Raw genomic sequence first — 19780 nt, 5'->3', positions numbered from 1 at the left:
ATGTGCTATAATGAAGCTATTGTCAGTAAGAGGGGTGTAATAGCATGCTGAATTCGTTCAAAAAAATATTAGGGGATTCACAAAAACGTAAGCTAAAAAAATATGAACTACTTGTTGATGAAATTAATGCACTTGAACCGCAAATAGAAGCACTATCTGACGAGGCATTACGCCAAAAAACTACTAGTTTCAAAGAGATGCTTCAAAATGGGAAAACAATTGATGATATAAAAGTAGAAGCATTTGCCATCGTTCGTGAAGCAGCGAAGCGTGTGCTCGGATTACGCCATTATGACGTACAACTTATTGGTGGACTTGTATTATTAGAGGGAAATATTGCAGAAATGCCTACGGGAGAAGGTAAAACACTTGTCTCTTCCTTGCCATCTTATGTACGTGCTCTAGAAGGAAAAGGTGTGCACGTTATTACAGTGAATGACTACTTAGCAAAACGTGATAAAGAACTAATCGGCCAAGTCCATGAATTTCTCGGCTTACAAGTCGGATTAAATATTCCAGATATTGAGCCTATCCAAAAGAAACGTGCCTATGAGGCTGATATTACATACGGCATCGGAACAGAATTTGGCTTTGATTATCTAAGAGATAATATGGAAGCTTCATCATCCTCACAAGTACAACGCCCTTATCATTTCGCGATTATTGATGAAATTGATAGTGTCTTAATTGATGAAGCAAAAACACCTCTAATTATCGCCGGCAAAAAATCCAGCAGTTCTGGATTACATTATTTATGTGCGAAAGTAATTAAGTCGTTTCAAGACACTGTTCACTATACGTACGATGCAGAGACGAAATCATCTAGCTTTACAGATGAAGGTATTACAAAAATTGAAGATTTATTTGATATTAATAACTTATATGACATTGAGCATCAAACTTTATATCACTATATGATTCAATCATTACGTACACATGTTACGTTCCAACGTGATGTTGACTATATCGTACATGATAACAAAATTATGCTCGTTGATATTTTTACAGGCCGCGTGATGGATGGGCGTTCATTAAGCGATGGTTTACACCAAGCAATTGAAGCGAAAGAAGGTTTGGAAATCACCGAAGAAAACCAAACATATGCATCCATTACAATCCAAAATTTCTTCCGTATGTACCCTGCCCTATCTGGAATGACAGGCACAGCGAAAACAGAGGAAAAAGAGTTTAATCGTGTATACGGAATGGACGTTATCCCGATTCCAACGAACCGCCCTGTCATCCGTGAAGATTTAAAAGACCTAGTCTATATGACTACTGATCATAAATATACGGCAGTACGTGAAGAGGTTATAAAGCGACATACAAAAGGACAACCAATATTAATTGGAACGATGTCCATCTTGCAGTCTGAACTGGCAGCTCGTTATTTAGATGAAGCAAACTTATCCTACCAGTTACTAAATGCAAAAAGCGCAGAACAAGAAGCCGATTTAATTGCAAAAGCTGGACAAAAAGGCCAAATTACAATCGCTACAAATATGGCTGGTCGTGGTACCGATATTTTATTAGAAGACGGTGTTCCAGAACTTGGAGGTCTACATGTTATCGGGACAGAACGTCATGAATCCCGGCGCGTTGATAACCAGTTAAAAGGTCGGGCTGGTAGACAAGGTGACCCTGGTAGTTCACAATTTTTCCTTTCATTAGAAGATGATATGCTTCAGCGCTTTGCTCAAGAAGATGTGGAAAAATTAAAGAAATCATTAAAAACAGATGATAAAGGACTTATCCTTACTCCGAAAGTACATGATTTTATAAACCGTACGCAACTGCTTTGTGAGGGAAGTCATTTTTCAATTCGTGAATACAATTTAAAACTAGATGATGTGATTAATGATCAGCGGAATGTAATCTATAAACTTCGCAATCATTTCTTACATGAAGAAACAAATATGATAGAAATTACAACTCCAATGATAGAGCATACAATCGATTCGATCGGAAAAAAACATCTGCTAGAAGGTATGGTTCCAGAAGAATGGAATTTCATTGCATTAACAGAAGAATTACAATCTATTATGCCAACAGAAGAACTACCACTATTATCAGAAAACACCGTTAATTCGATCGAAGAATTAAACAATCTATTAAAAGATTCGATTTCAAGTTATCTGACCAAAGTACGCGTACTAAATGATCATACAGAACTGCAGCAAGCATTGCGCCAAGTAGGATTACACTACATCGATCAAAACTGGGTAAATCATTTAGATGCGATGCATAATTTAAAAGAAGGCATCGGATTACGACAATATCAACAAGAAGATCCAACACGTATTTATCAAAAGGAAGGTCTCGACATTTTCTTATACACATACAGCAATTTTGAAAAAGAAATGTGCCTTTATGTTGCACGGCATTTAACCGTTCCACAAAACGTATAATGAGGTGAACTTTCATGTTATCATTCTTCAAAAAAGCAAAGAAAAAAGGAAAAGATACAGTCATTTCTGAAGATCAATTATTTGGACAAGAAGAGACAACTTCTCAACATACAAATGTAAAACCTACATTATACTTCCATCCCTCTTGGGGAGAAGTTACAATCGAACACAAATATATCTATCAGTTTTTACATAAAGATTTACCTAGTTTAAAAGAAAACCAAATTTCTTTATCTGGAATTGACGTGGAAAAACGCGATGGTGCCTATCATGTAGCTGCTTTTCTGCGAAGCACCATTTCCAAACCGATTAACTTTGAAAAAGTTGCATTACTTCTATTTAATAATGAAGAACAATTATGTGCACGTAAAACATTTGATCTTTCTGTACTTGGTAATATACCCGCAAACACCAATATGCCATGGGTATTTCAATTTGAAGAAGAAACAATAACAGAGGCCCCCCTCTCCCAAGCAGATTGGCAATTAGCATTTGATTTAGGAGAACTACATCGATTCGAATTGGATCCAACATGGGAACAACAATTATCTAAAGAAAGCAAAGACGAACTACGAGATTTTGCAGAAGGGTTAACACCTCCTGCTGAAGACGAAATCAATTTCTTAGGATTACAAGCAACGCATCAAGAAAATGGTGACCTAAGTGTAACAATCCTAATCCGAAATGGATTTTCCCATAGCATAGAACTTGAGCAGCTTCCTCTTCAAATTCTAGATGCTTCTGAAGAAGTTATTGCAAATGGGGCTTTTACATTACCAAACCTTGAAGTAAAAGCAAATACAACAAAGCCATGGGCATTTATATTCCCAGCCTCTTCTGTTTTAAAGAAAGAGATAGATATAACTACTTGGTCTGTGGTTGTCCCACAAGGATAATATAGTAATCTATATAAAGTGAAACTTTAATCAGTGGGGGTTTTCTTCATCCCCCACTGATTATCAGCCCTCACCAATCGGGCTTTTACGGGATAAATCCAAATTAAAAAACTAACATTAAACCATTTTTTTTAGATGGGAGCGAGCATCCGGCCATGCATAGAAGCGGTCAGTGCCTTTTTTAGCCCCATGCCAAGTGAGAACAAAAGGAGAAAGCGAGTGGAGATCCTCTTTTGTTTTCATAGCCGCGACTTAGGTGCTTAAAAAGCAAAATGGATGTATGTTGGAAAATCAAGTTGAATATATATTAACAAAAGAGCCTGTTTGGTAAAGTGATAGCCCCTTACCAAACAGGCTCTTTTTCATATGTAAAATTTCATTTCGCTACTAAACGATCAATTTGATATTGTGCTTCTAATTTACAAAGTGATTCTTTAATTTGCATATGCTGTACCTGAAGCAATTGTAGTTGCTCATCTGTCGGTTCTTCTTGAAGTAACTGACTAATTTTTTCATTTATCCGATTTGCTAACTCTTGATGAAAACTTGGATCTTCTTTTACATCCTCATCAATTTGCTTAATCCACTTTGATTTTGTATACAAATACTGTTTCCACTGTTCAACAAATTGTTGCATATCAAATTTCTCTACATCCCACTCGATTGATTTCATGTATTCTGTAAAAGAAGTAGTAATTGAACGTGTAATACCCATCTTCACATTGTGTGGTAACTGTTTGTACATCAAACTCTCTCCTAACTTTTAAAAAATAGTCCCCACTTTTATGATAGCACATCGTGTTTCAAAATGTGGATATATTGCTAAAAAAATACATTCTTCTTACTATGCACTGCATACAAAAAAGCGCCTTCCTTTTCGGAATGACGCTTTACAATTCTATTGTTCTTTTACCATGTTTAACTTTTCTCTTTGCTGATCATTTGCCAAGCTGAGCAGTGTCTTTTCAATATGTGGTTGTACATGTTCAAGCGTTACACTCGCACCTATTTTCTCCGTATGATCCATAAAGTTTAATAGTGCCATCGCCCCCGAAGTATCCATATAGTGCACATGATTCAAGCGCAACGTCAAATGAGACTTCACTTCTTGTAAAGAAGAAAAAATACGATCAACAGATAAGAAGGACAGTGGTCCCTGAATCATATACGTGTCATCTTCTCCTTTTACAATAGAAGCTTTCCGTTCCTTGCACTGCACCATATATAAAAGGAAAGAAAGGATTATACCAAACGCAACCGCAACCATTAAATCAAATTTCACTGTAATCACCATTGTTAAAAGCATGACAACAACGTCACCTTTTGGCGCTACATGCATCTTTTTCATACTATCCCAATCAAACATTCCGATACCTGTTAAAATTAAAATACCTGATAGTACTGCAAGTGGAATATATTGTACAACTGCACCAAGCCCCATAATGAAAATAAATAAAATAACGCTATGCATACAAGCTGATAGTGCTGTTTTCCCGCCGCTTCTTATATTCACAATAGACCGAACCGTCGCACCTGCTCCTGCTAATCCTCCAAACAATCCACTCACAATATTCCCTAATCCTTGGCCAATCAATTCTTTATTACTTTTATGCCTTGTACCTGTTACATTATCCATCACAACGGATGTTAATAGCGAGTCAATTGACCCTAATAATGCAATACTAAGTGCTGGCAAAATAAGTTCTAGTATTGTTGATCCACTAAAGACAGGTAAATGAAGAGAAGGCATCGCTTCTGGTATTGTTCCAATCTTTTCAATCATCTTGTTTAATTGGATCGTTCCCACAAAAGGTAATTGAATCGTAAGCCCTTGTAAAAGTTGAGAAAATAACGGCAATGTTGCCGTAACACCAACTAACGCAATTAAACTTGCCGGAATCGCTTTAATCCACTTCCCTGCGACAAGCATAACAAGTATCGTTAACAAAACAAGTAAAAAGCTATTTTTCACATGCTTCATCTCGCCTAAAATAATAATAAGTGCAATTCCATTCATAAACCCTGAAACGACAGAATATGGAATGTAACGTATATACGAACCGAGCTTACATACCCCAAATAAAATTTGAAATAGCCCAGCCATCATAAATGCAATAAAACTTGCCTCAAGCCCATGACTTGCAATAATGCCTGTCGCAATCACGGTAATTGGCCCGGTAGGACCCGTTACTTGCCCTGCTGTACCACCAAACAATGCTGCAAATAACCCAGCAAAAATCGCACCATACAATCCAACTAACGCACCTTCCGACGTTCCTGTCGCTGCAATACCGAATGCAATCGCAAGTGGCAATGCAACAATCGCTACGGTAAAACCAGCTAAACACTCTTTTGCTATTCTTTGAATCATAAAAAAATCACCTCTATTAAAAGTCCACGTTTTATTGTAACGCGAGAAATATGTATTCGTCAGTGGTTTTTAGAAGAAACTCTTTACAGTCTCGTGAAGTAACCGTATTCATGTATTCTATCTTTGGAAAGATAAGCGACTATGCTATAATGAACAGATTAAATCTTTTACTATATATTTGGAGGCACTATGCTAACTTTTGAAGAAAAATTATCGATTATCGAATCTTTCCCACAATTAGAAAGAAAGAACGTATCATTAAAACGCGTGAACTTTCACTTTGAAGAAAGCCGCTTAGATAAAAAGAACGTTGTATATCATTTACACCCAAATGGTAACGGCTTTGTATATGCAGGCGGCATTAAAGGTTATAAAACAGACGATAAAGGCATGGTTAACATCCGTGAATTTTCAGCAGACGAACTACGCTCATTAATTCAAAAATCAATTGAACTTCTATCTCAAGAGCCAGAAGAAATCGTTGTACAAGCTGAACCTGCTAAAGAAGAAGAATGGCAGAGTGAAGAAGGACATATCCTTACTCTTATCCACGAAGATGATATGTGGAACGTGTACGCTGGCGTGAATTTAGATGGAACATTTAATTCTTATCCAGAAGCTGCAGAATACTTAGACGAAGAAGGTTTCTCGCGTAAATAATAAGAGATTTTGTTGATATACAATAGTGAGTGAAATTTTATCGGCGATTTTGCAAATATATCGACCGTTTCTCACAATATATCGGCGCAAATTCGAATTTATCGGCGATTCGACAAAAGATATCGACCAACCTACAAAGAACGACTCAAAAACAAGTTAGAAAAAGCATAGCCATCTATGAATGACTATGCTTTTCTTTATGATTTCTGAGCGCCTTTTAAACTTTCTCTCAACACAAACTTCTGTAACTTCCCACTCGCATTACGAGGAAGTTCATCTGCAAATATATAATGACGCGGACGTTTATAGTCAGCTAGTTCATCACTTTCTTTACAGTAACTTTCTAAATCAGCTGCTGTAATATGCTCATCTTTTTTAACCACTACCGCAACAACACGTTCCCCCCATAGCTCATCTGGTTCACCAAGTACAGCCACATCTAATATGCTAGGATGGCTATGCAAGAAGTCTTCAATTTCACGCGGATAGATATTTACTCCGCCACTAATCACCATATCGTCAACGCGATCTGCTACATATAAATAACCATCTTTGTCAAAATAACCGAGATCACCTGAATGGTACCATCCTTTATATATAGACTTTGCTGTCGCTTCTTCACGATTATGATATCCTGCCATCATCGTTGGTCCACGTGAAATAATTTCTCCTACTTCATAAGGCGGCAGTACGTCATCTGGTTCTGCCGGTCCCTCTTCGTTCGGTTTTACAATTCGAATTTCGTGACTAAAACAAGGTGTTCCAGCTGAACCAGCTTTCGTAATTTGATCTTCCTCTACTAAGAATGCAATAACCGGACCCATCTCTGTCATTCCGTAAATTTGAACAAGATCAATATGCAGACGTTCTTTACATTCTTTTACAAGTGCTGGTGCCATCGCAGCTCCGCCATATATTCCAATTTTCATCGAACGTAGTTCATATTGTGATAAATCCTCTTGTAACATCATATTCCACATCGTTGGCGCACCAAAGAATGTCGTGATTTTTTCTTTTTGAATCGTATGTAAAACTGTCTTTGTATCAAAGTGATGTAAAATAATATTTTTTCCACCCACTTGAATTCTTGGTATAATACCAGCATTTAATTCACCACAATGGTACAGCGGTGCTACTGCAAGACCGACGCTGTCACGGTTATATTTTAAGAAATACGTACAAATCATACTATGTTCAGCCATTTCACGATGACGGTGCAGCACCCCTTTTGGATGCCCTGTTGTACCACTTGTATAAAGCATGGAACAATAATCTGTTTCCTCAACGACAATATCTACAGCTTCAGATGAAGCGGCATTTACTTTTTCATGATAAGACGCAGCATATGCAGGCGCATCATCTTCTATGTACCAAAAAGAACTGTTTGGGAAATCTCTTTCAACCATCGCAACTGTTTGTTCAACCGCCTTTTCAAATACAACCACTTTTGAAGACGCATCGTGGAGAATGTAAGCTACTTCTTTTGCTTTTAAACGGAAATTAATCGGATTGAAGATTGCGCCGATTTTCGCGCAAGCGAGGTAAACGTTTACAAATTCACGGCAGTTATATAAATAGACAGATACGGTATCCCCTTTTCTCACACCTTCTGCAAGCAAAGCATGCACCGTTTTATTCACCTGTTCATCCCACTCTTTATATGTCCAGCGAATATTCTTTTCCGGTTCTACTAACGCTTCTTTATTCGGATACTTGCCAACTGTTAAATCAAAAATCCTCCCAATCGTCATATACATGTCAAACTATGCCCCCTTTTAACTTTCATAAATCTATCATTTCGTCTATAAGTAGACATTTCCTCTACATTTTTACCTTCTTTTTCTGATCATTCTCGACACTGTTTTACAAATATGGATTCATTTTGATTTTCTAACATGCAAATCACGGCTATGAAAACAAAAGCAGATTTCCACTCATTTTCCACCTTTCTTTTTACTTAGTATGTGGCTAAGCACTTCTATCCATGGCCGGATTCTCTCTTCCATCCAAAAAGATAAATTTTATACCGGGGTTTCACCATATATCCATCTTGATTTTCAACATACAACTCGCGGCTATAAAAACAAAAAGAGATATCTACTCGCTTTCTCCTTTTGTTTTAACATGGCATGGGGCTAAAAAAGGCACTGACCGCTTCTATGCATGGGTGGACGCTCTCTCCCACCCAAAAGAAATGGTTTTTTTATAAAAAAAAGACTGAAACCTAAAGCCTCGCAACATGCGAACCTTTAGGCCAGCCTCTTCTCTTAAGAAAATAGCTCTTTTAAAATCTCAAGCTTATCTTCTGTATATTTCATATAACCATCATTATATGACTTTGGATCTTTTGGATTTGCGAAGTGCGTAATTGCCCCCGTTTTTGGATGCACAAATTTACTTGATGCACCGCAGCCAAGACCGATAATCGATTGTACTTCTTCCATAATCACGATATTATAAATGCTTTCTTGCGAAGGCATTGCGTAGCCAACATTTTCTAAGTTACCTAAAATGTTCTTTTGGCGGTATAAATAATAAGGTACGTAATTATGATTCTTCGTCCACTCTTCTGCTTCGTGCATCATCGCTGTAATTTCTTCACGACCTGCCACTTTATATTTACGCTTATTTTGCGTCATTTCAGAAGCACGCTTAAATGATAATGTGTGAACTGTTAATGATTCTGGCATTAACTTTTCTGTCTCATCTAACGTATGTTTGAAAATTTCTAATCCTTCACCAGGAAGACCAATAATTAAATCCATATTAATATTGTTCATTCCCATTTGACGTGCTAAGTGATACTTCTCAATCGTTTCTTCCACCGTATGGTGACGTCCGATTGCTTTTAACGTTTCTTGATGGTACGACTGCGGATTAATACTAATGCGGTCAATGTTCCATTTATTTAATACTTCTAGCTTTTCTGGCGTAATCGTATCTGGACGACCTGCCTCAACTGTTACTTCACGTACTTCTTTCACATCTGGGAACGATTGATACATTTCTTCATACAACATGTCCATCTCTTCTGCTGTAATACTTGTTGGCGTACCGCCGCCGTAATAAATCGTTGTAACTTTAACACCTTTTTCTTTTAGGAACTTACCAATTTCACGAACTTCATAATGCAAGCCGCCTAAGAAAGAATCGACAGATCCTTGACGTCCATTAATTGCATAAGCCGGGAATGTACAATATGCACATTTCGTCGGACAGAACGGAATACCGATATAAATACTCACTTCTTCTTTTAAACGATATAAATCTGGAACAACTGCTAATTGGCAATCAACAATGCGCTGCAGAAGTTCAATTTTTTCTTCATGAATTAAATAGCTTTCACGAAGTTCTTTATGCGCTTCTTCTTTTGACATACCATTTTGAAGCATCTTATGAAGAAGTTTCGTTGGACGTACACCTGTTAAAATCCCCCAGCTCTGTTCAATTCCAGTTAGCTGCTGTAAGACCGAAAGATACACATAAGAAACGACATGCTTTACTTGTTTTATACGTTCTTTTTCTTCTGTAAAAGAAGATAAATCTTTTGAGAACGCTTCTTCATATACATTGCCAGTTGCAATGTCTGTTAAACGCGCTGAAGCTGTCACGTTTCCTTCTATCTGTATTTCAACAATAAGATTTGCATCTTCCTGCTCAAATCCTATCGTGCTTTCTTCAAAAAATAAGCCGCTAATATTTTGCAGCGGACGTAAAAAACGATCATCTTGTAACGTTTTTATTGAAATTAACAACACTTATCACCTTTTCATTTGTAAACTCTCTTTAGTTTACTTGAAGGGCGTGTACAGGTCAATATAGAAGCTTTTACCTCATTTTCCCGGAAAGTCCTCACAAAACTGCGGAATAAAGACACTAAAAAACGTAGCTTTTAAACTACGTTTTTTAGAAGCCCTATCACCGCTTATGAACTTGCGAATGGTTTTTCAAAAATGGAATTGGAAATTGCTTTCGGAAATGTTCCTTAATCATATATTCCACTCCGTTTTCACTATTGGAACGCGTAATCCAGTCTGCTGCTTGCTTCACTGGAATAGGTGCATCTCCCATTGCGACTCCCAATCCAACACTTGCAATGACATCTAAATCTTCCAAACTATCTCCAATTGCCACCATTTCACTCAGTTCTACCCCAAGGTGTTCTCCTAATAATTGTAACCCTCTTAATTTTGATACATGCAGCGGAAGAATTTCTATCCTTCCCCCACCAGATTCTATATACTCCACATTTTCAAATGCTTTTTTCAATGTTTTGAGCGCACGGTCTTTTTCTCCTCTACTTGAAAAAACAACGTCAATTTTCGGAGCTGCAACAGGCTGATCACGGAGTGTGTCACCTAATGAATCTACAAATTGAACAGGATAAAATAGTGGTTCTGTGCTTGATAATACAGTACGTGCAATTAAATTCGGTGTATTGCGCTCACGGTTACCGATAGAAAAACGTTCATGTGATATCCGGACATTACATTCAAAATGTTCCAGTACTTGCACAATATTAAACGTCTTTTCTTCTGATAATCGTTTTTGAACGAGCGGTTTATCTAATGAAGCAGAAATAAAAGCGCCGCTATGCGTAACTAATATGGAATCTAGTTTTAATGACTTCGCTATTTTATGAGCAGATTGAAAGTGCCTGCTTGTAAACAGCGTAACATATACACCTTTGCGCTTTACAAAATCAATAGCTTCTCGTGTTCCTTTTAGTATCTTCCCATTTTTCTGCACGAGTGTCCCATCTATATTAAGAGCCAACAAGCGATAAATCATGTCGTATCCCCTCCTCTTAGCTGCTTTTACCCTATCCATAATTTATGAAAGAAATTTATTAATTAGAACGAGTTAGAATCTCGCACACAAATTTGGTTTAATATATACGTAAATCATCAGTAAAGGAGATACCAATATGAAAGCACCTCCTTCTTTTTATGAGGGCGATACATTAGAAGTTGCTAAAAAGCTACTTGGTCATAAGCTTGTACATATAGTCGATGGGATAAAACGAAGTGGATTCATTGTAGAAGTCGAAGCATATAAAGGACCAGATGATAAAGCGGCACATAGTTATGGGGGAAGACGAACGGAGCGGACGGAAGTTATGTTTGGCGCACCAGGACATGCTTATGTTTATCTTATTTATGGCATGTACCATTGTTTTAATGTCATCACTGCTCCAGTTGGCACCCCGCAAGGTGTTCTTATTCGTGCAATAGAGCCCGTTGATGGAATAGAAGAAATGAAAATGGCACGTTTCGGCAAAACAGAGCTTACAAAATCACAATCCAAAAATGTCACGAACGGACCTGGAAAGCTATGCCGCGCACTTGGCATTACGTTAGAAGAACGCGGATTATCCTTACAAGGTGATGAATTATATATTGAATTAGTTACTAAGGGAGAACACTTATCTTCTCAATATGAGATTATGGCTGGCCCCCGTATCAATATTGATTATGCGGAAGAAGCTGTTCATTATCCGTGGCGGTTTTATTTTGATAAACATCCGTTTGTATCTAAATGAAAAAAGAAGCCAAATTGGCTTCTTTTTCACTCCGCACCTTCCGCAGTTGCAATATCGTTTTCAAGGTTTTCTCTTGATAGATCAGCGGCCATAAAATCTGCTGTTTCTGGGAGTGCTACCATTTCCGCTGAACCATCGGAACGTAAATATCTCTATTCGTATCACATATTTTTCAAGCGCATTCCCTGCCTTATCTCCTATCTAACTTTACTTTTCTACCGTTAGTTAAGAAATGGTCCTTCTATCAAAGTATTGATGAATTCTATAGAAAAAAGACGCCTCCCTCTCAGGAAACGTCTTTTTTATATTAAGCTTGGTATGCAGTATATAATTCTTCAAGTGGCTTCATGATAATTTTGTTAATATCGCCAATTACAACGTTTAAGCGTTGCTCTGCTTCCATTAACTTAACGATTTTTGGATCTTGTTGAATAAGCGCTACAACTTCTTGTGCTTTTTGGTTATCTTCTTCTGTGATTTCTTGACCTTGCATCATTTTTTGTTGTAACTCTAATTGCATTGTACGGAACTGTTCAAATAATTGTTTTGAAGCTGCGTCTCCTTGTACTTCTGCATAGCTTGCTTTTAAAGCTTGGAAATCTGTATTTTCTGCGATTGCGTTTTGTAATTCATATGCAACATCATGAATATTTTTTGTCATTGTATTTTTCCTCCTTTAGCGAGCTCGGTCTAATATCCGCGCTCTTTGAGTACCTTTTGATACGCACCCTTTTACAATAACAAACTATGCACTATATGTGAAGAAATTTCACTTTATTTATCAAATTGATAAGACTTTCAAAAACCTCTCTTTTAGGTGGAAGAGAGAATCCGGCCATGCATAGATGCGGTCAGACCCTTTTTTGGCCCCCTACCGTATGAAACCAAAATGAGGTAGCGAGAGTAGGGCTTCTTTTACTTTCATAGCCTTAACTGAGATGGTGAGAAAGCAATATATAGAGGAAAATGATTGAAAATCTTTCTTTTAGGTGGGAAAGGGGATCCGCCCTTACATAGAAACGGTCAGGGCCTTTTTGGATCCCATGCCGTATGAAACCAGAATGAGGTAGCGAGAGTAGGGCTTCTTTTACTTTCATAGCCTTAATTGAGATGGTGAGAAAGCATACGTTCATGCATAAAAGGATCCGTCCCGTGCTATGTAACAAGAACAGGAGAACATAAGTGAATGTCTCTTGTTCTTTTCATGGCTGGATTCTATCTTCTCTCTAAAAAGAAAGATTATTCAATTCATTTCATTTCATTACATTAAGAGAAGCAACAACACACCTTGAACCAATCCAATGGTCCCTCCTAATAACGCTCCTAAATAAGTAATCATCTTCAGCTCACTCTTCGTAATCGATAATACAAGGTCTTCTAATCTCTCTGTTGAAAATGTAGCTACTTCTTGTTGTACGATTTCAGCAAGACGGAAATTTTTCAAAATCTGCTCGGTATTGTTTATCCCCCATGCTAAACCTTTTTTCACTACACTCGGAATCATTGTTTGTACAACTCGTTCCCGAGCTGGTTCACACACTTTTTGAATAGATTGATTGAAAAACCCTCTTACCGTTTCCTCTATTTTAATTGTTGATAAGATTGACTTTACAACCGTTTCTTTCTCAATAAAGGACTCCAGTTCCTTCACTTCTCTTCCTTTTAATTTCTCCCACTCTTTTTGCAGGACATCACTTAAAAGCTGTTTCGTTCCTTCTTGTCCTAAAAACTTAATCACTTCTGGCTGCAGATGATCCACTAAACTTACATTCCCTAAAAACATCCCTACTAAATTTAACAATGTGCCTCGGGAAGCAAAAAAGTCATCAATCATTTTAGCAAGCCTTTCTTTTCCTTCTTCACTTTCAAAAAAGCTTATCCCTCTTTCTAAAATAAATGATGCTACATTCGGAATCATGTGATCCACTTTTTCATGAACAGAACGAGGCAAAGCTTGTTCCCACGTATATGTATCATATTGTGATAAAAACGTATCAATTTTCTCGACAATCATACTTTCAATTTTTTTGATTGTCTCCCCTTCCACATGCTCCAAATCCCATTTTTCTAAAACCTCTCGTAGCGATTGCTCATTCACCAAAATTTTATCTATTTCTACTTGCGCCCACTGAATAAGCTCTTGCTGAAATTTCTCATCTGTTAATTTCTTTCCGATCCCTTCAGGCGTTAACAAATGATCCACAACCATTTTTCCTAATTGAACAGCAAGTTCATCACGACGTTTCGGAATTAATCCTGGTGTAAATGGTACACGAAACTTCCCAATATAAATCGGGCGATGCGGACGAAATAACATCTTGATCGCTAAATGATTCGTATACCCACCAATCACCGCTCCTAATCCTGTCGTTGTTAACATATTTAACCACATATTCATTACACTACCAACTTTCCATTTCTCCAAGTATATACACATCTTACTACAACCTATTACAAAAATAATACGTAAAAAGCTCCTATCAGTGGCGCTTTCGTTTTCGTACAATCCAATCACGGCTATAAAGGACAAAAGGAGTTCCCCACTCGTGTTCTCCTTTGGGTTTCATTTGGCATGGGGCGAACCGCTTCTATGCATCATCGGATTCTCTCTTTCCTCTAAAAAGAAAGGTTTTCCCTTTGTATTCTCTCGCCCTAAAACATCGATCATCCAAAAATAGAATATCGTTATACGGACAACAGTATAATGATATGGAAGCATATTTGCAATGTATTGAAGCCACTATCGCGCAACTTCACAATAGAAACAAAAAATAATGGAGTATTTCTCTCTTCTCTTTCTACATAATGGATCAAATAGAGCACTTGAGATTATACATGCTAATGAGAAAACAGCATGATTATTTACTGGCTGGAGAAGTTTTTCACGGCCCATTACGGTTTAACCCATTTACACCGTAACTGAAAAAAGGAGTGACGACGATATTGAAAGATTATATTTACACATTACAAATTTCTACCGATCATCCAAGGTCACTAACATTGCCTTATATATTTTCTAGTACTTCTTCCCTTACATTTCTTTCCTTTGGATCGCGACATACGGCATGTGAAAACATTGAAATTCATTATACTTATGCCCACGAAATTATAATAGGCGAACAGATTGCGAAAGAACTCTTACTTCCATCTTCAACCGCCATGCATGCTTTCATTCAAAATCAAACCCTTATACTTGGGCCACTGATCGGTATTTTCACAACAGGTTTTACAGAATCCGCTTCCCGTCCCGTCGACAATCGTTCTATCAGTTTCAAAGATTTATTAATCCCGCCCGATCCTTTACATCCATTCGTTTTCTTATTTGGTGCACAACATATAAACTGGGATGAAGAAACGATTGATGGCTACTTTTTTAAAGAGGAAAGCTGGGTGCAATGTAAAGTTCCTTTTCCAAACGTTATTTACGATCGGTTACCTAATCGGCAAGCAGAGAGTTATAAACCTATTATTCGGGCAAAAAAACGATTACAAACAAAGTACGCCATTCCATGGTTCAATCCAGGATTTTTCAACAAATGGAATATACACGAGCTTCTTATAAATGAAAAAACAGTTGCTTCTCTGTTACCTCAAACAGAAACATTTCAGCACTTCGAACAAGTAGAACGTTTCTTATCATCATACAAACACGTTTATATGAAATCTGTGCATGGTAGTTTTGGACGAAGCATTTATCAAATTCTTTATTCTACTACAGAAGGCTGTTATTATTGCCGTTACCATGAAGGGAAACAAAATAAATTTCGAAAGTATCACTCTTTAGAAACATTGATTAATCACGTTATGCAAGGACAAGATTTAAAAGAATTTATCGTCCAGCAAGGAATTGTTTTATTACGTATAGGTGGGCAACCGGTAGATTTTCGAATTCATACAAATAAAAATCGTTTTGGTAATTGGAGAGTTAGTGCCATCATTGCGAAAATCGCTGGAAAAGGCAGTATGACAACTCATATAAATAGCGGCGGAGAAGTAAAACTACTCCAAGATATTTTCCCTGACGCAACGGAGCGTATTCGAATTACGAATAAATTAACAGATGCAGCCATACAATTAAGTTCTACTTTAGATCGGTGCATGAAAGGAAATATTGGAGAAATTGGTTTTGATTTAGGGTTAGATAAAAATGGGAAGGTTTGGTTATTTGAAGCCAATTCCAAACCTGGAAGAACTGTCTTTCAATCCGAAGAATTACAAGAATATGATGAATTGACGAAACAGTTATTTTACGAGTATGCCATATATTTAACAGAAAGCAGTCTTTCTCGTTCGAAAAGACAATTACCAAAGGACGAAACTTCCACCCGATAATAGGTGGAAGTTTTTTTATTATATCAATTCCACTGTTAATTCAGTTTGTGTCCCGCATGTCCCACAATAAAAAATATGAACACAATATTGCTCCGAATTCTCCCTCGTTAAACCGTCTACTGCTGTTAACAAATCTTGATCCATATACGCACTATAATCATCTATATAATCGACAACTTTTCCATAATCTTGGAGTACATTCGTACAAACCCGGCAAGAATATGTTTGAGATTCCAATGCATTACAAAGTGGACATATTGCCATTACAACTCCTCCAATCATAGAGGTTTCATATTTATGATTAGTGTGACCTTCTTTTAGAAAAATACAAATTAAAAACGAAATAAACCCCTTATTTTTAGGTGGGAGAGAGTATCCGGCCATGCATAGAAGCGGTCAGTTCCTTTTTTCACTCCATGCCATGTGAAAACAAAAAGAGAAAGCGAGTGGAAATCTGCTTTTGTTTTCATAACCATGATTAATGTGTGGAAAGATCGAAATGGATGGATATAAATACAAATTGAAAAAACTTTCTTTTTAGAAGGGGAGAGAGCATCCGGTCATGCATGGAAACGATCAGATTCTTTTCCTGCCTCATGCCACGTGAAAACAGATAGAGAAAAAGAATACAGATCATCTTTTATTGTCCATAACGGCGGTTTATACATTTACAAAATTTACAAATTATTATTTCGCATATCTTTCTAGGTAACACCCATACTATGAGTACACTCACCACAAACGATGGATTGGCGCCAAACGGGGCGATCATCTGGTTCAACTCCAGCTAATCCAACCAAAAAACTTTTATACTCTAAGGAGGATATATTCCTATGGCAAACCAAAATTCTTCAAATCCATTAGTAGTACCAGGTGCATCAGCTGCAATCGATCAAATGAAATACGAAATCGCTCAAGAATTTGGTGTACAATTAGGAGCAGATTCTACAGCTCGTGCAAACGGATCTGTTGGTGGCGAAATCACAAAACGTTTAGTAGCAATGGCTGAACAAAGCCTTGGCGGATTCCAAAAATAAATATATATGGCAAAAAAGGTCTCAGGGCATTCGCCTTGAGACCTTTCTATTTACTGAAGCATTTGTAAAAATTTCTTTGTGCGTTCTTCTTTCGGAGTAGTAAATACCTCTTCTGGCGTTCCTTGTTCTACAACAACACCGCCATCCATAAAAATCACACGGTTCGCAATTTGATGAGCAAAACGCATCTCATGCGTTACAATTACCATTGTCATTCCTTCTTTTGCAAGTTCCTTCATGACTTTTAGGACCTCTTGCACAAGTTCTGGATCTAGCGCTGACGTTGGTTCATCAAATAATAGGACCTCTGGCTCTATAGCTAGCGCACGGGCAATCCCTACTCGTTGCTGTTGCCCACCAGACAGCTGGAATGGATATAAATCCATTTTGTCACCAAGTCCAACCTTTTCAAGGAAATATGTCGCTTTCTTCTTCGCTTCTTCTTTCCCCATCTTTTTCACTGTAACAAGCCCTTCCATTACATTTTGAATCGCTGTTAAGTGAGGAAATAAATTATGATGCTGGAATACCATACCCGTTTGCGTACGAAGATTTACAATATCGCTCTTCGTTATTTTCTTTGAGAAATCTAGTTCCTTATTACCAATACGAACAACACCCGCATTTGGTGTTTCTAACACATTTAGGCAACGTAAAAATGTTGTCTTACCAGAACCAGATGGCCCAATAATTACGACTACCTCGCCTTTTTCAACTGATAAGTCTATATGTTTTAGTACTGTATTATCTCCGAAACTTTTCTGTAAATGTTGAATTGAAATCATAAAAACAAAAACTCCTTTTATGAAAGGATTATTTTAAAGTATAACGTTCTGAACGTTTTTCTAATATTTGTTGCACGATAGATAGTAAGAAACAAATTACCCAATAAATAAGGCCTGCTTCAAAATAAACAATTAAAAACTCATAGTTCATCGATGCGATTTCTTGTGCCTTTCGGAACATCTCTGTTACTAAAATTAACGATGCTAATGAAGTATCCTTCACTAAGCTGATAAACGTATTGGAAAGCGGTGGAATCGATACACGTGTTGCTTGTGGTAAAATAATACGTTTTAGCGCTTGTGGATATGTCATCCCAATTGTATAAGCTGCTTCCCACTGCCCTTTTGGAATAGATAAAATAGATGCGCGAATAATTTCAGATGCATACGCACCAACATTTAATGAAAATCCAATAACAGCTGCTGGATATGGATCAATCTCAATTTTTAAAGTTGGAAGTCCATAAAAAATGATAAATAATTGTACAAGAAGTGGTGTTCCGCGAATAATAGATACATAGATACGAGCGATCCATTGCAGAATGCGACTATTTGAAATACGTGCTAAAGCCGTTAAAGTCGCTAATATAATACCGATCACAAATGTGATAAGCGTTAATGGAATCGTCGTGAAAAGAGCACCCTCCAGCATAGGCATGAAGGATGTTTGCATAATATCTATCCATGTAGATAATCGATCTGTAACGACTGCACTACTTAGATACATTTTCACCGAACCATTTTTTCGTTATTTTGTCATACGTACCATCTTTTTTCATCTCTTCTAACGCTTTATCTACTTCTTGTACTAATGTATCGCTACCTTTACGGAATAAGAACCCACTTTGTGATGCTTCTTTTTCTGTTGCTGCAATTTTAATGTTTGCATCTTTTTTCGTTTCTAAATAGTTTAATACTGATAATTTGTCATTGATTGTGAAATCAACACGGTTTGAACCAATTAGTTCTACAGCTTGACTAAAGCCCTCTACGCCTTGAATTTCCGCACCATTTTTCTTTGCAATATCCGCATAGTTACTTGTTAAAGACTGCGCTGCTTTCAAGCCTTTAATATCTGTAAATGAAGCTGGCTTATCTTTATCTTTTCGAACAACAAGTGCTGCTGAAGAAGAAATATATGGTTTAGAGAAGTCATATTTCTTTTGACGATCTTCACGAATTCCAACTTCATTCGCAACCATATCGAAACGTTTTGCATCTAGTCCAGCAAGTAAGCTGTCCCATTGCGTTTCTTTAAATACTGGCTTCACCCCTAGACGTTTTGCAACTTCTTCTGTTAACTCAACGTCAAATCCAGTTAACTTTCCACTTCCATCGTGGAATGTAAACGGTGGATATGTACCTTCCGTACCAACAACAATTTCACCGTTCTTTTTAATTTGTTGTAATGCATCTTGACTAGCTGTATCTTTTTTCTCTTCTTTGCCACAGCCCGCCACAATACCGACTGCTAGTGTAGCTACTGTAAGCACTGAAAATAATTTCTTCATAATGTTGATCCTCCAAGTATTCAGATAGGAATTTAAAAACTATATTGATTGTATGCAATCTTGAACAATTTTTCAATGAAAATGTTCGTGATTAGTGTATCCTTTTTTTTCATAATCAAACAAAACACCACTAATTACATACAAAAAATAAGTAACACGTTTTAATATAGCATTTATAAAAGAAAAGGTAAAACAATACCTACTTTATCTATATGAATATAAATTGAAAACCATTCTT

At 37.1% G+C, this 19780-nt stretch carries 17 protein-coding genes and 1 pseudogene; 6 read left to right on the top strand and 12 right to left on the bottom strand.

Annotation, left to right across the window (positions count from 1 at the left end):
- The first annotated feature begins 44 nt into the window (after positions 1-44).
- Positions 45-2408, top strand: a complete 2364-nt coding sequence (gene secA2 / locus LOK41_RS14345) for an accessory Sec system translocase SecA2 (protein WP_241817131.1) — start codon at positions 45-47, stop codon at positions 2406-2408.
- A 14-nt stretch (positions 2409-2422) separates the two neighbouring features.
- A complete protein-coding gene (locus tag LOK41_RS14340; protein ID WP_241817130.1) occupies positions 2423-3304 on the top strand; it encodes an accessory Sec system S-layer assembly protein in 882 nt (293 codons plus the stop codon).
- A gap of 376 nt (positions 3305-3680) precedes the next feature.
- Here the strand turns inward: LOK41_RS14340 and LOK41_RS14335 are convergent, their stop codons facing one another.
- Positions 3681-4049, bottom strand: a complete 369-nt coding sequence (locus tag LOK41_RS14335; RefSeq protein ID WP_241817129.1) for a hypothetical protein — start codon at positions 4047-4049, stop codon at positions 3681-3683.
- 153 nt (positions 4050-4202) lie between these two features.
- Positions 4203-5675, bottom strand: coding sequence for a SulP family inorganic anion transporter (locus LOK41_RS14330; RefSeq protein WP_241817128.1), 1473 nt, complete (start codon positions 5673-5675; stop codon positions 4203-4205).
- A 189-nt stretch (positions 5676-5864) separates the two neighbouring features.
- On the opposite strand from LOK41_RS14330, the gene LOK41_RS14325 reads away from it, so the two are divergent.
- Positions 5865-6335, top strand: a complete 471-nt coding sequence (locus LOK41_RS14325; RefSeq protein ID WP_174101983.1) for a hypothetical protein — start codon at positions 5865-5867, stop codon at positions 6333-6335.
- Between the two features lie 197 nt (positions 6336-6532).
- Here LOK41_RS14325 and LOK41_RS14320 read toward each other — a convergent pair whose 3' ends face one another.
- From LOK41_RS14320 to LOK41_RS14310, 3 genes are all read right to left on the bottom strand, one after another.
- Positions 6533-8092 carry a fatty acid--CoA ligase gene (locus tag LOK41_RS14320; RefSeq protein ID WP_241817127.1) on the bottom strand — a complete coding sequence of 520 codons (1560 nt, stop codon included), beginning with the start codon at positions 8090-8092 and terminating at the stop codon, positions 6533-6535.
- 510 nt (positions 8093-8602) lie between these two features.
- Entirely contained in the window at positions 8603-10093 is a 1491-nt protein-coding gene (locus tag LOK41_RS14315; RefSeq protein WP_241817126.1) for a coproporphyrinogen III oxidase, read from the bottom strand.
- Positions 10094-10253: 160 nt separating this feature from the next.
- Positions 10254-11126 carry a Cof-type HAD-IIB family hydrolase gene (locus LOK41_RS14310; RefSeq protein WP_241817125.1) on the bottom strand — a complete coding sequence of 291 codons (873 nt, stop codon included), beginning with the start codon at positions 11124-11126 and terminating at the stop codon, positions 10254-10256.
- 136 nt (positions 11127-11262) lie between these two features.
- On the opposite strand from LOK41_RS14310, the gene LOK41_RS14305 reads away from it, so the two are divergent.
- Positions 11263-11877 carry a DNA-3-methyladenine glycosylase gene (locus LOK41_RS14305; RefSeq protein ID WP_241817124.1) on the top strand — a complete coding sequence of 205 codons (615 nt, stop codon included), beginning with the start codon at positions 11263-11265 and terminating at the stop codon, positions 11875-11877.
- A gap of 26 nt (positions 11878-11903) precedes the next feature.
- Here LOK41_RS14305 and LOK41_RS14300 read toward each other — a convergent pair.
- The 3 genes and pseudogenes from LOK41_RS14300 to LOK41_RS14290 form a co-directional block, all read right to left on the bottom strand.
- Positions 11904-11996, bottom strand: a pseudogene (locus LOK41_RS14300) (alpha-acetolactate decarboxylase); the annotation flags it as partial.
- Positions 11997-12184: 188 nt separating this feature from the next.
- The gene (locus tag LOK41_RS14295; RefSeq protein ID WP_174101971.1) at positions 12185-12538 is read right to left on the bottom strand and encodes a YlbF/YmcA family competence regulator; all 354 of its coding nucleotides are present in this window, start codon (positions 12536-12538) and stop codon (positions 12185-12187) included.
- A gap of 600 nt (positions 12539-13138) precedes the next feature.
- Positions 13139-14275, bottom strand: a complete 1137-nt coding sequence (locus LOK41_RS14290) for a DUF445 domain-containing protein (RefSeq protein ID WP_481748816.1) — start codon at positions 14273-14275, stop codon at positions 13139-13141.
- 545 nt (positions 14276-14820) lie between these two features.
- On the opposite strand from LOK41_RS14290, the gene LOK41_RS14285 reads away from it, so the two are divergent.
- Entirely contained in the window at positions 14821-16209 is a 1389-nt protein-coding gene (locus LOK41_RS14285; RefSeq protein WP_241817122.1) for a YheC/YheD family endospore coat-associated protein, read from the top strand.
- Between the two features lie 18 nt (positions 16210-16227).
- Here the strand turns inward: LOK41_RS14285 and LOK41_RS14280 are convergent, their stop codons facing one another.
- Positions 16228-16473, bottom strand: a complete 246-nt coding sequence (locus tag LOK41_RS14280) for a hypothetical protein (protein ID WP_174101965.1) — start codon at positions 16471-16473, stop codon at positions 16228-16230.
- A 569-nt stretch (positions 16474-17042) separates the two neighbouring features.
- Here LOK41_RS14280 and sasP point away from each other — a divergent pair.
- Positions 17043-17246 carry a small acid-soluble spore protein, SasP family gene (sasP, locus tag LOK41_RS14275; protein WP_174101963.1) on the top strand — a complete coding sequence of 68 codons (204 nt, stop codon included), beginning with the start codon at positions 17043-17045 and terminating at the stop codon, positions 17244-17246.
- A gap of 50 nt (positions 17247-17296) precedes the next feature.
- Here sasP and LOK41_RS14270 read toward each other — a convergent pair whose 3' ends face one another.
- From LOK41_RS14270 to LOK41_RS14260, 3 genes are read right to left on the bottom strand one after another with little or no spacing between them, the layout of a single operon-like run.
- Entirely contained in the window at positions 17297-18031 is a 735-nt protein-coding gene (locus LOK41_RS14270) for an amino acid ABC transporter ATP-binding protein (protein WP_241817121.1), read from the bottom strand.
- A 28-nt stretch (positions 18032-18059) separates the two neighbouring features.
- Positions 18060-18758 carry an amino acid ABC transporter permease gene (locus LOK41_RS14265; protein WP_241817120.1) on the bottom strand — a complete coding sequence of 233 codons (699 nt, stop codon included), beginning with the start codon at positions 18756-18758 and terminating at the stop codon, positions 18060-18062.
- Entirely contained in the window at positions 18745-19542 is a 798-nt protein-coding gene (locus tag LOK41_RS14260; protein WP_241817119.1) for an amino acid ABC transporter substrate-binding protein, read from the bottom strand. Before LOK41_RS14260 ends, LOK41_RS14265 begins: the two co-directional genes overlap by 14 nt.
- Between the last annotated feature and the right edge of the window lie 238 nt (positions 19543-19780).

The organism is Bacillus sp. TL12 (genome assembly GCF_022625245.1).
Classification (GTDB): Bacteria; Bacillota; Bacilli; order Bacillales; family Bacillaceae_G; genus Bacillus_A.
This window is presented reverse-complemented; position numbering and strand designations above follow the sequence as displayed.

Bases quoted from the DNA above. Each gene is read 5' to 3' on its own strand.
- secA2 (WP_241817131.1), top strand. From the start codon at position 45: ATGCTGAATTCGTTCAAAAAAATATTAGGGGATTCACAAAAACGTAAG.
- LOK41_RS14340 (WP_241817130.1), top strand. From the start codon at position 2,423: ATGTTATCATTCTTCAAAAAAGCAAAGAAAAAAGGAAAAGATACAGTC.
- LOK41_RS14335 (WP_241817129.1), bottom strand. From the start codon at position 4,049: ATGTACAAACAGTTACCACACAATGTGAAGATGGGTATTACACGTTCA.
- LOK41_RS14330 (WP_241817128.1), bottom strand. From the start codon at position 5,675: ATGATTCAAAGAATAGCAAAAGAGTGTTTAGCTGGTTTTACCGTAGCG.
- LOK41_RS14325 (WP_174101983.1), top strand. From the start codon at position 5,865: ATGCTAACTTTTGAAGAAAAATTATCGATTATCGAATCTTTCCCACAA.
- LOK41_RS14320 (WP_241817127.1), bottom strand. From the start codon at position 8,092: ATGTATATGACGATTGGGAGGATTTTTGATTTAACAGTTGGCAAGTAT.
- LOK41_RS14310 (WP_241817125.1), bottom strand. From the start codon at position 11,126: ATGATTTATCGCTTGTTGGCTCTTAATATAGATGGGACACTCGTGCAG.
- LOK41_RS14305 (WP_241817124.1), top strand. From the start codon at position 11,263: ATGAAAGCACCTCCTTCTTTTTATGAGGGCGATACATTAGAAGTTGCT.
- LOK41_RS14295 (WP_174101971.1), bottom strand. From the start codon at position 12,538: ATGACAAAAAATATTCATGATGTTGCATATGAATTACAAAACGCAATC.
- LOK41_RS14290 (WP_481748816.1), bottom strand. From the start codon at position 14,275: ATGAATATGTGGTTAAATATGTTAACAACGACAGGATTAGGAGCGGTG.
- LOK41_RS14280 (WP_174101965.1), bottom strand. From the start codon at position 16,473: ATGGCAATATGTCCACTTTGTAATGCATTGGAATCTCAAACATATTCT.
- sasP (WP_174101963.1), top strand. From the start codon at position 17,043: ATGGCAAACCAAAATTCTTCAAATCCATTAGTAGTACCAGGTGCATCA.
- LOK41_RS14270 (WP_241817121.1), bottom strand. From the start codon at position 18,031: ATGATTTCAATTCAACATTTACAGAAAAGTTTCGGAGATAATACAGTA.
- LOK41_RS14265 (WP_241817120.1), bottom strand. From the start codon at position 18,758: ATGTATCTAAGTAGTGCAGTCGTTACAGATCGATTATCTACATGGATA.
- LOK41_RS14260 (WP_241817119.1), bottom strand. From the start codon at position 19,542: ATGAAGAAATTATTTTCAGTGCTTACAGTAGCTACACTAGCAGTCGGT.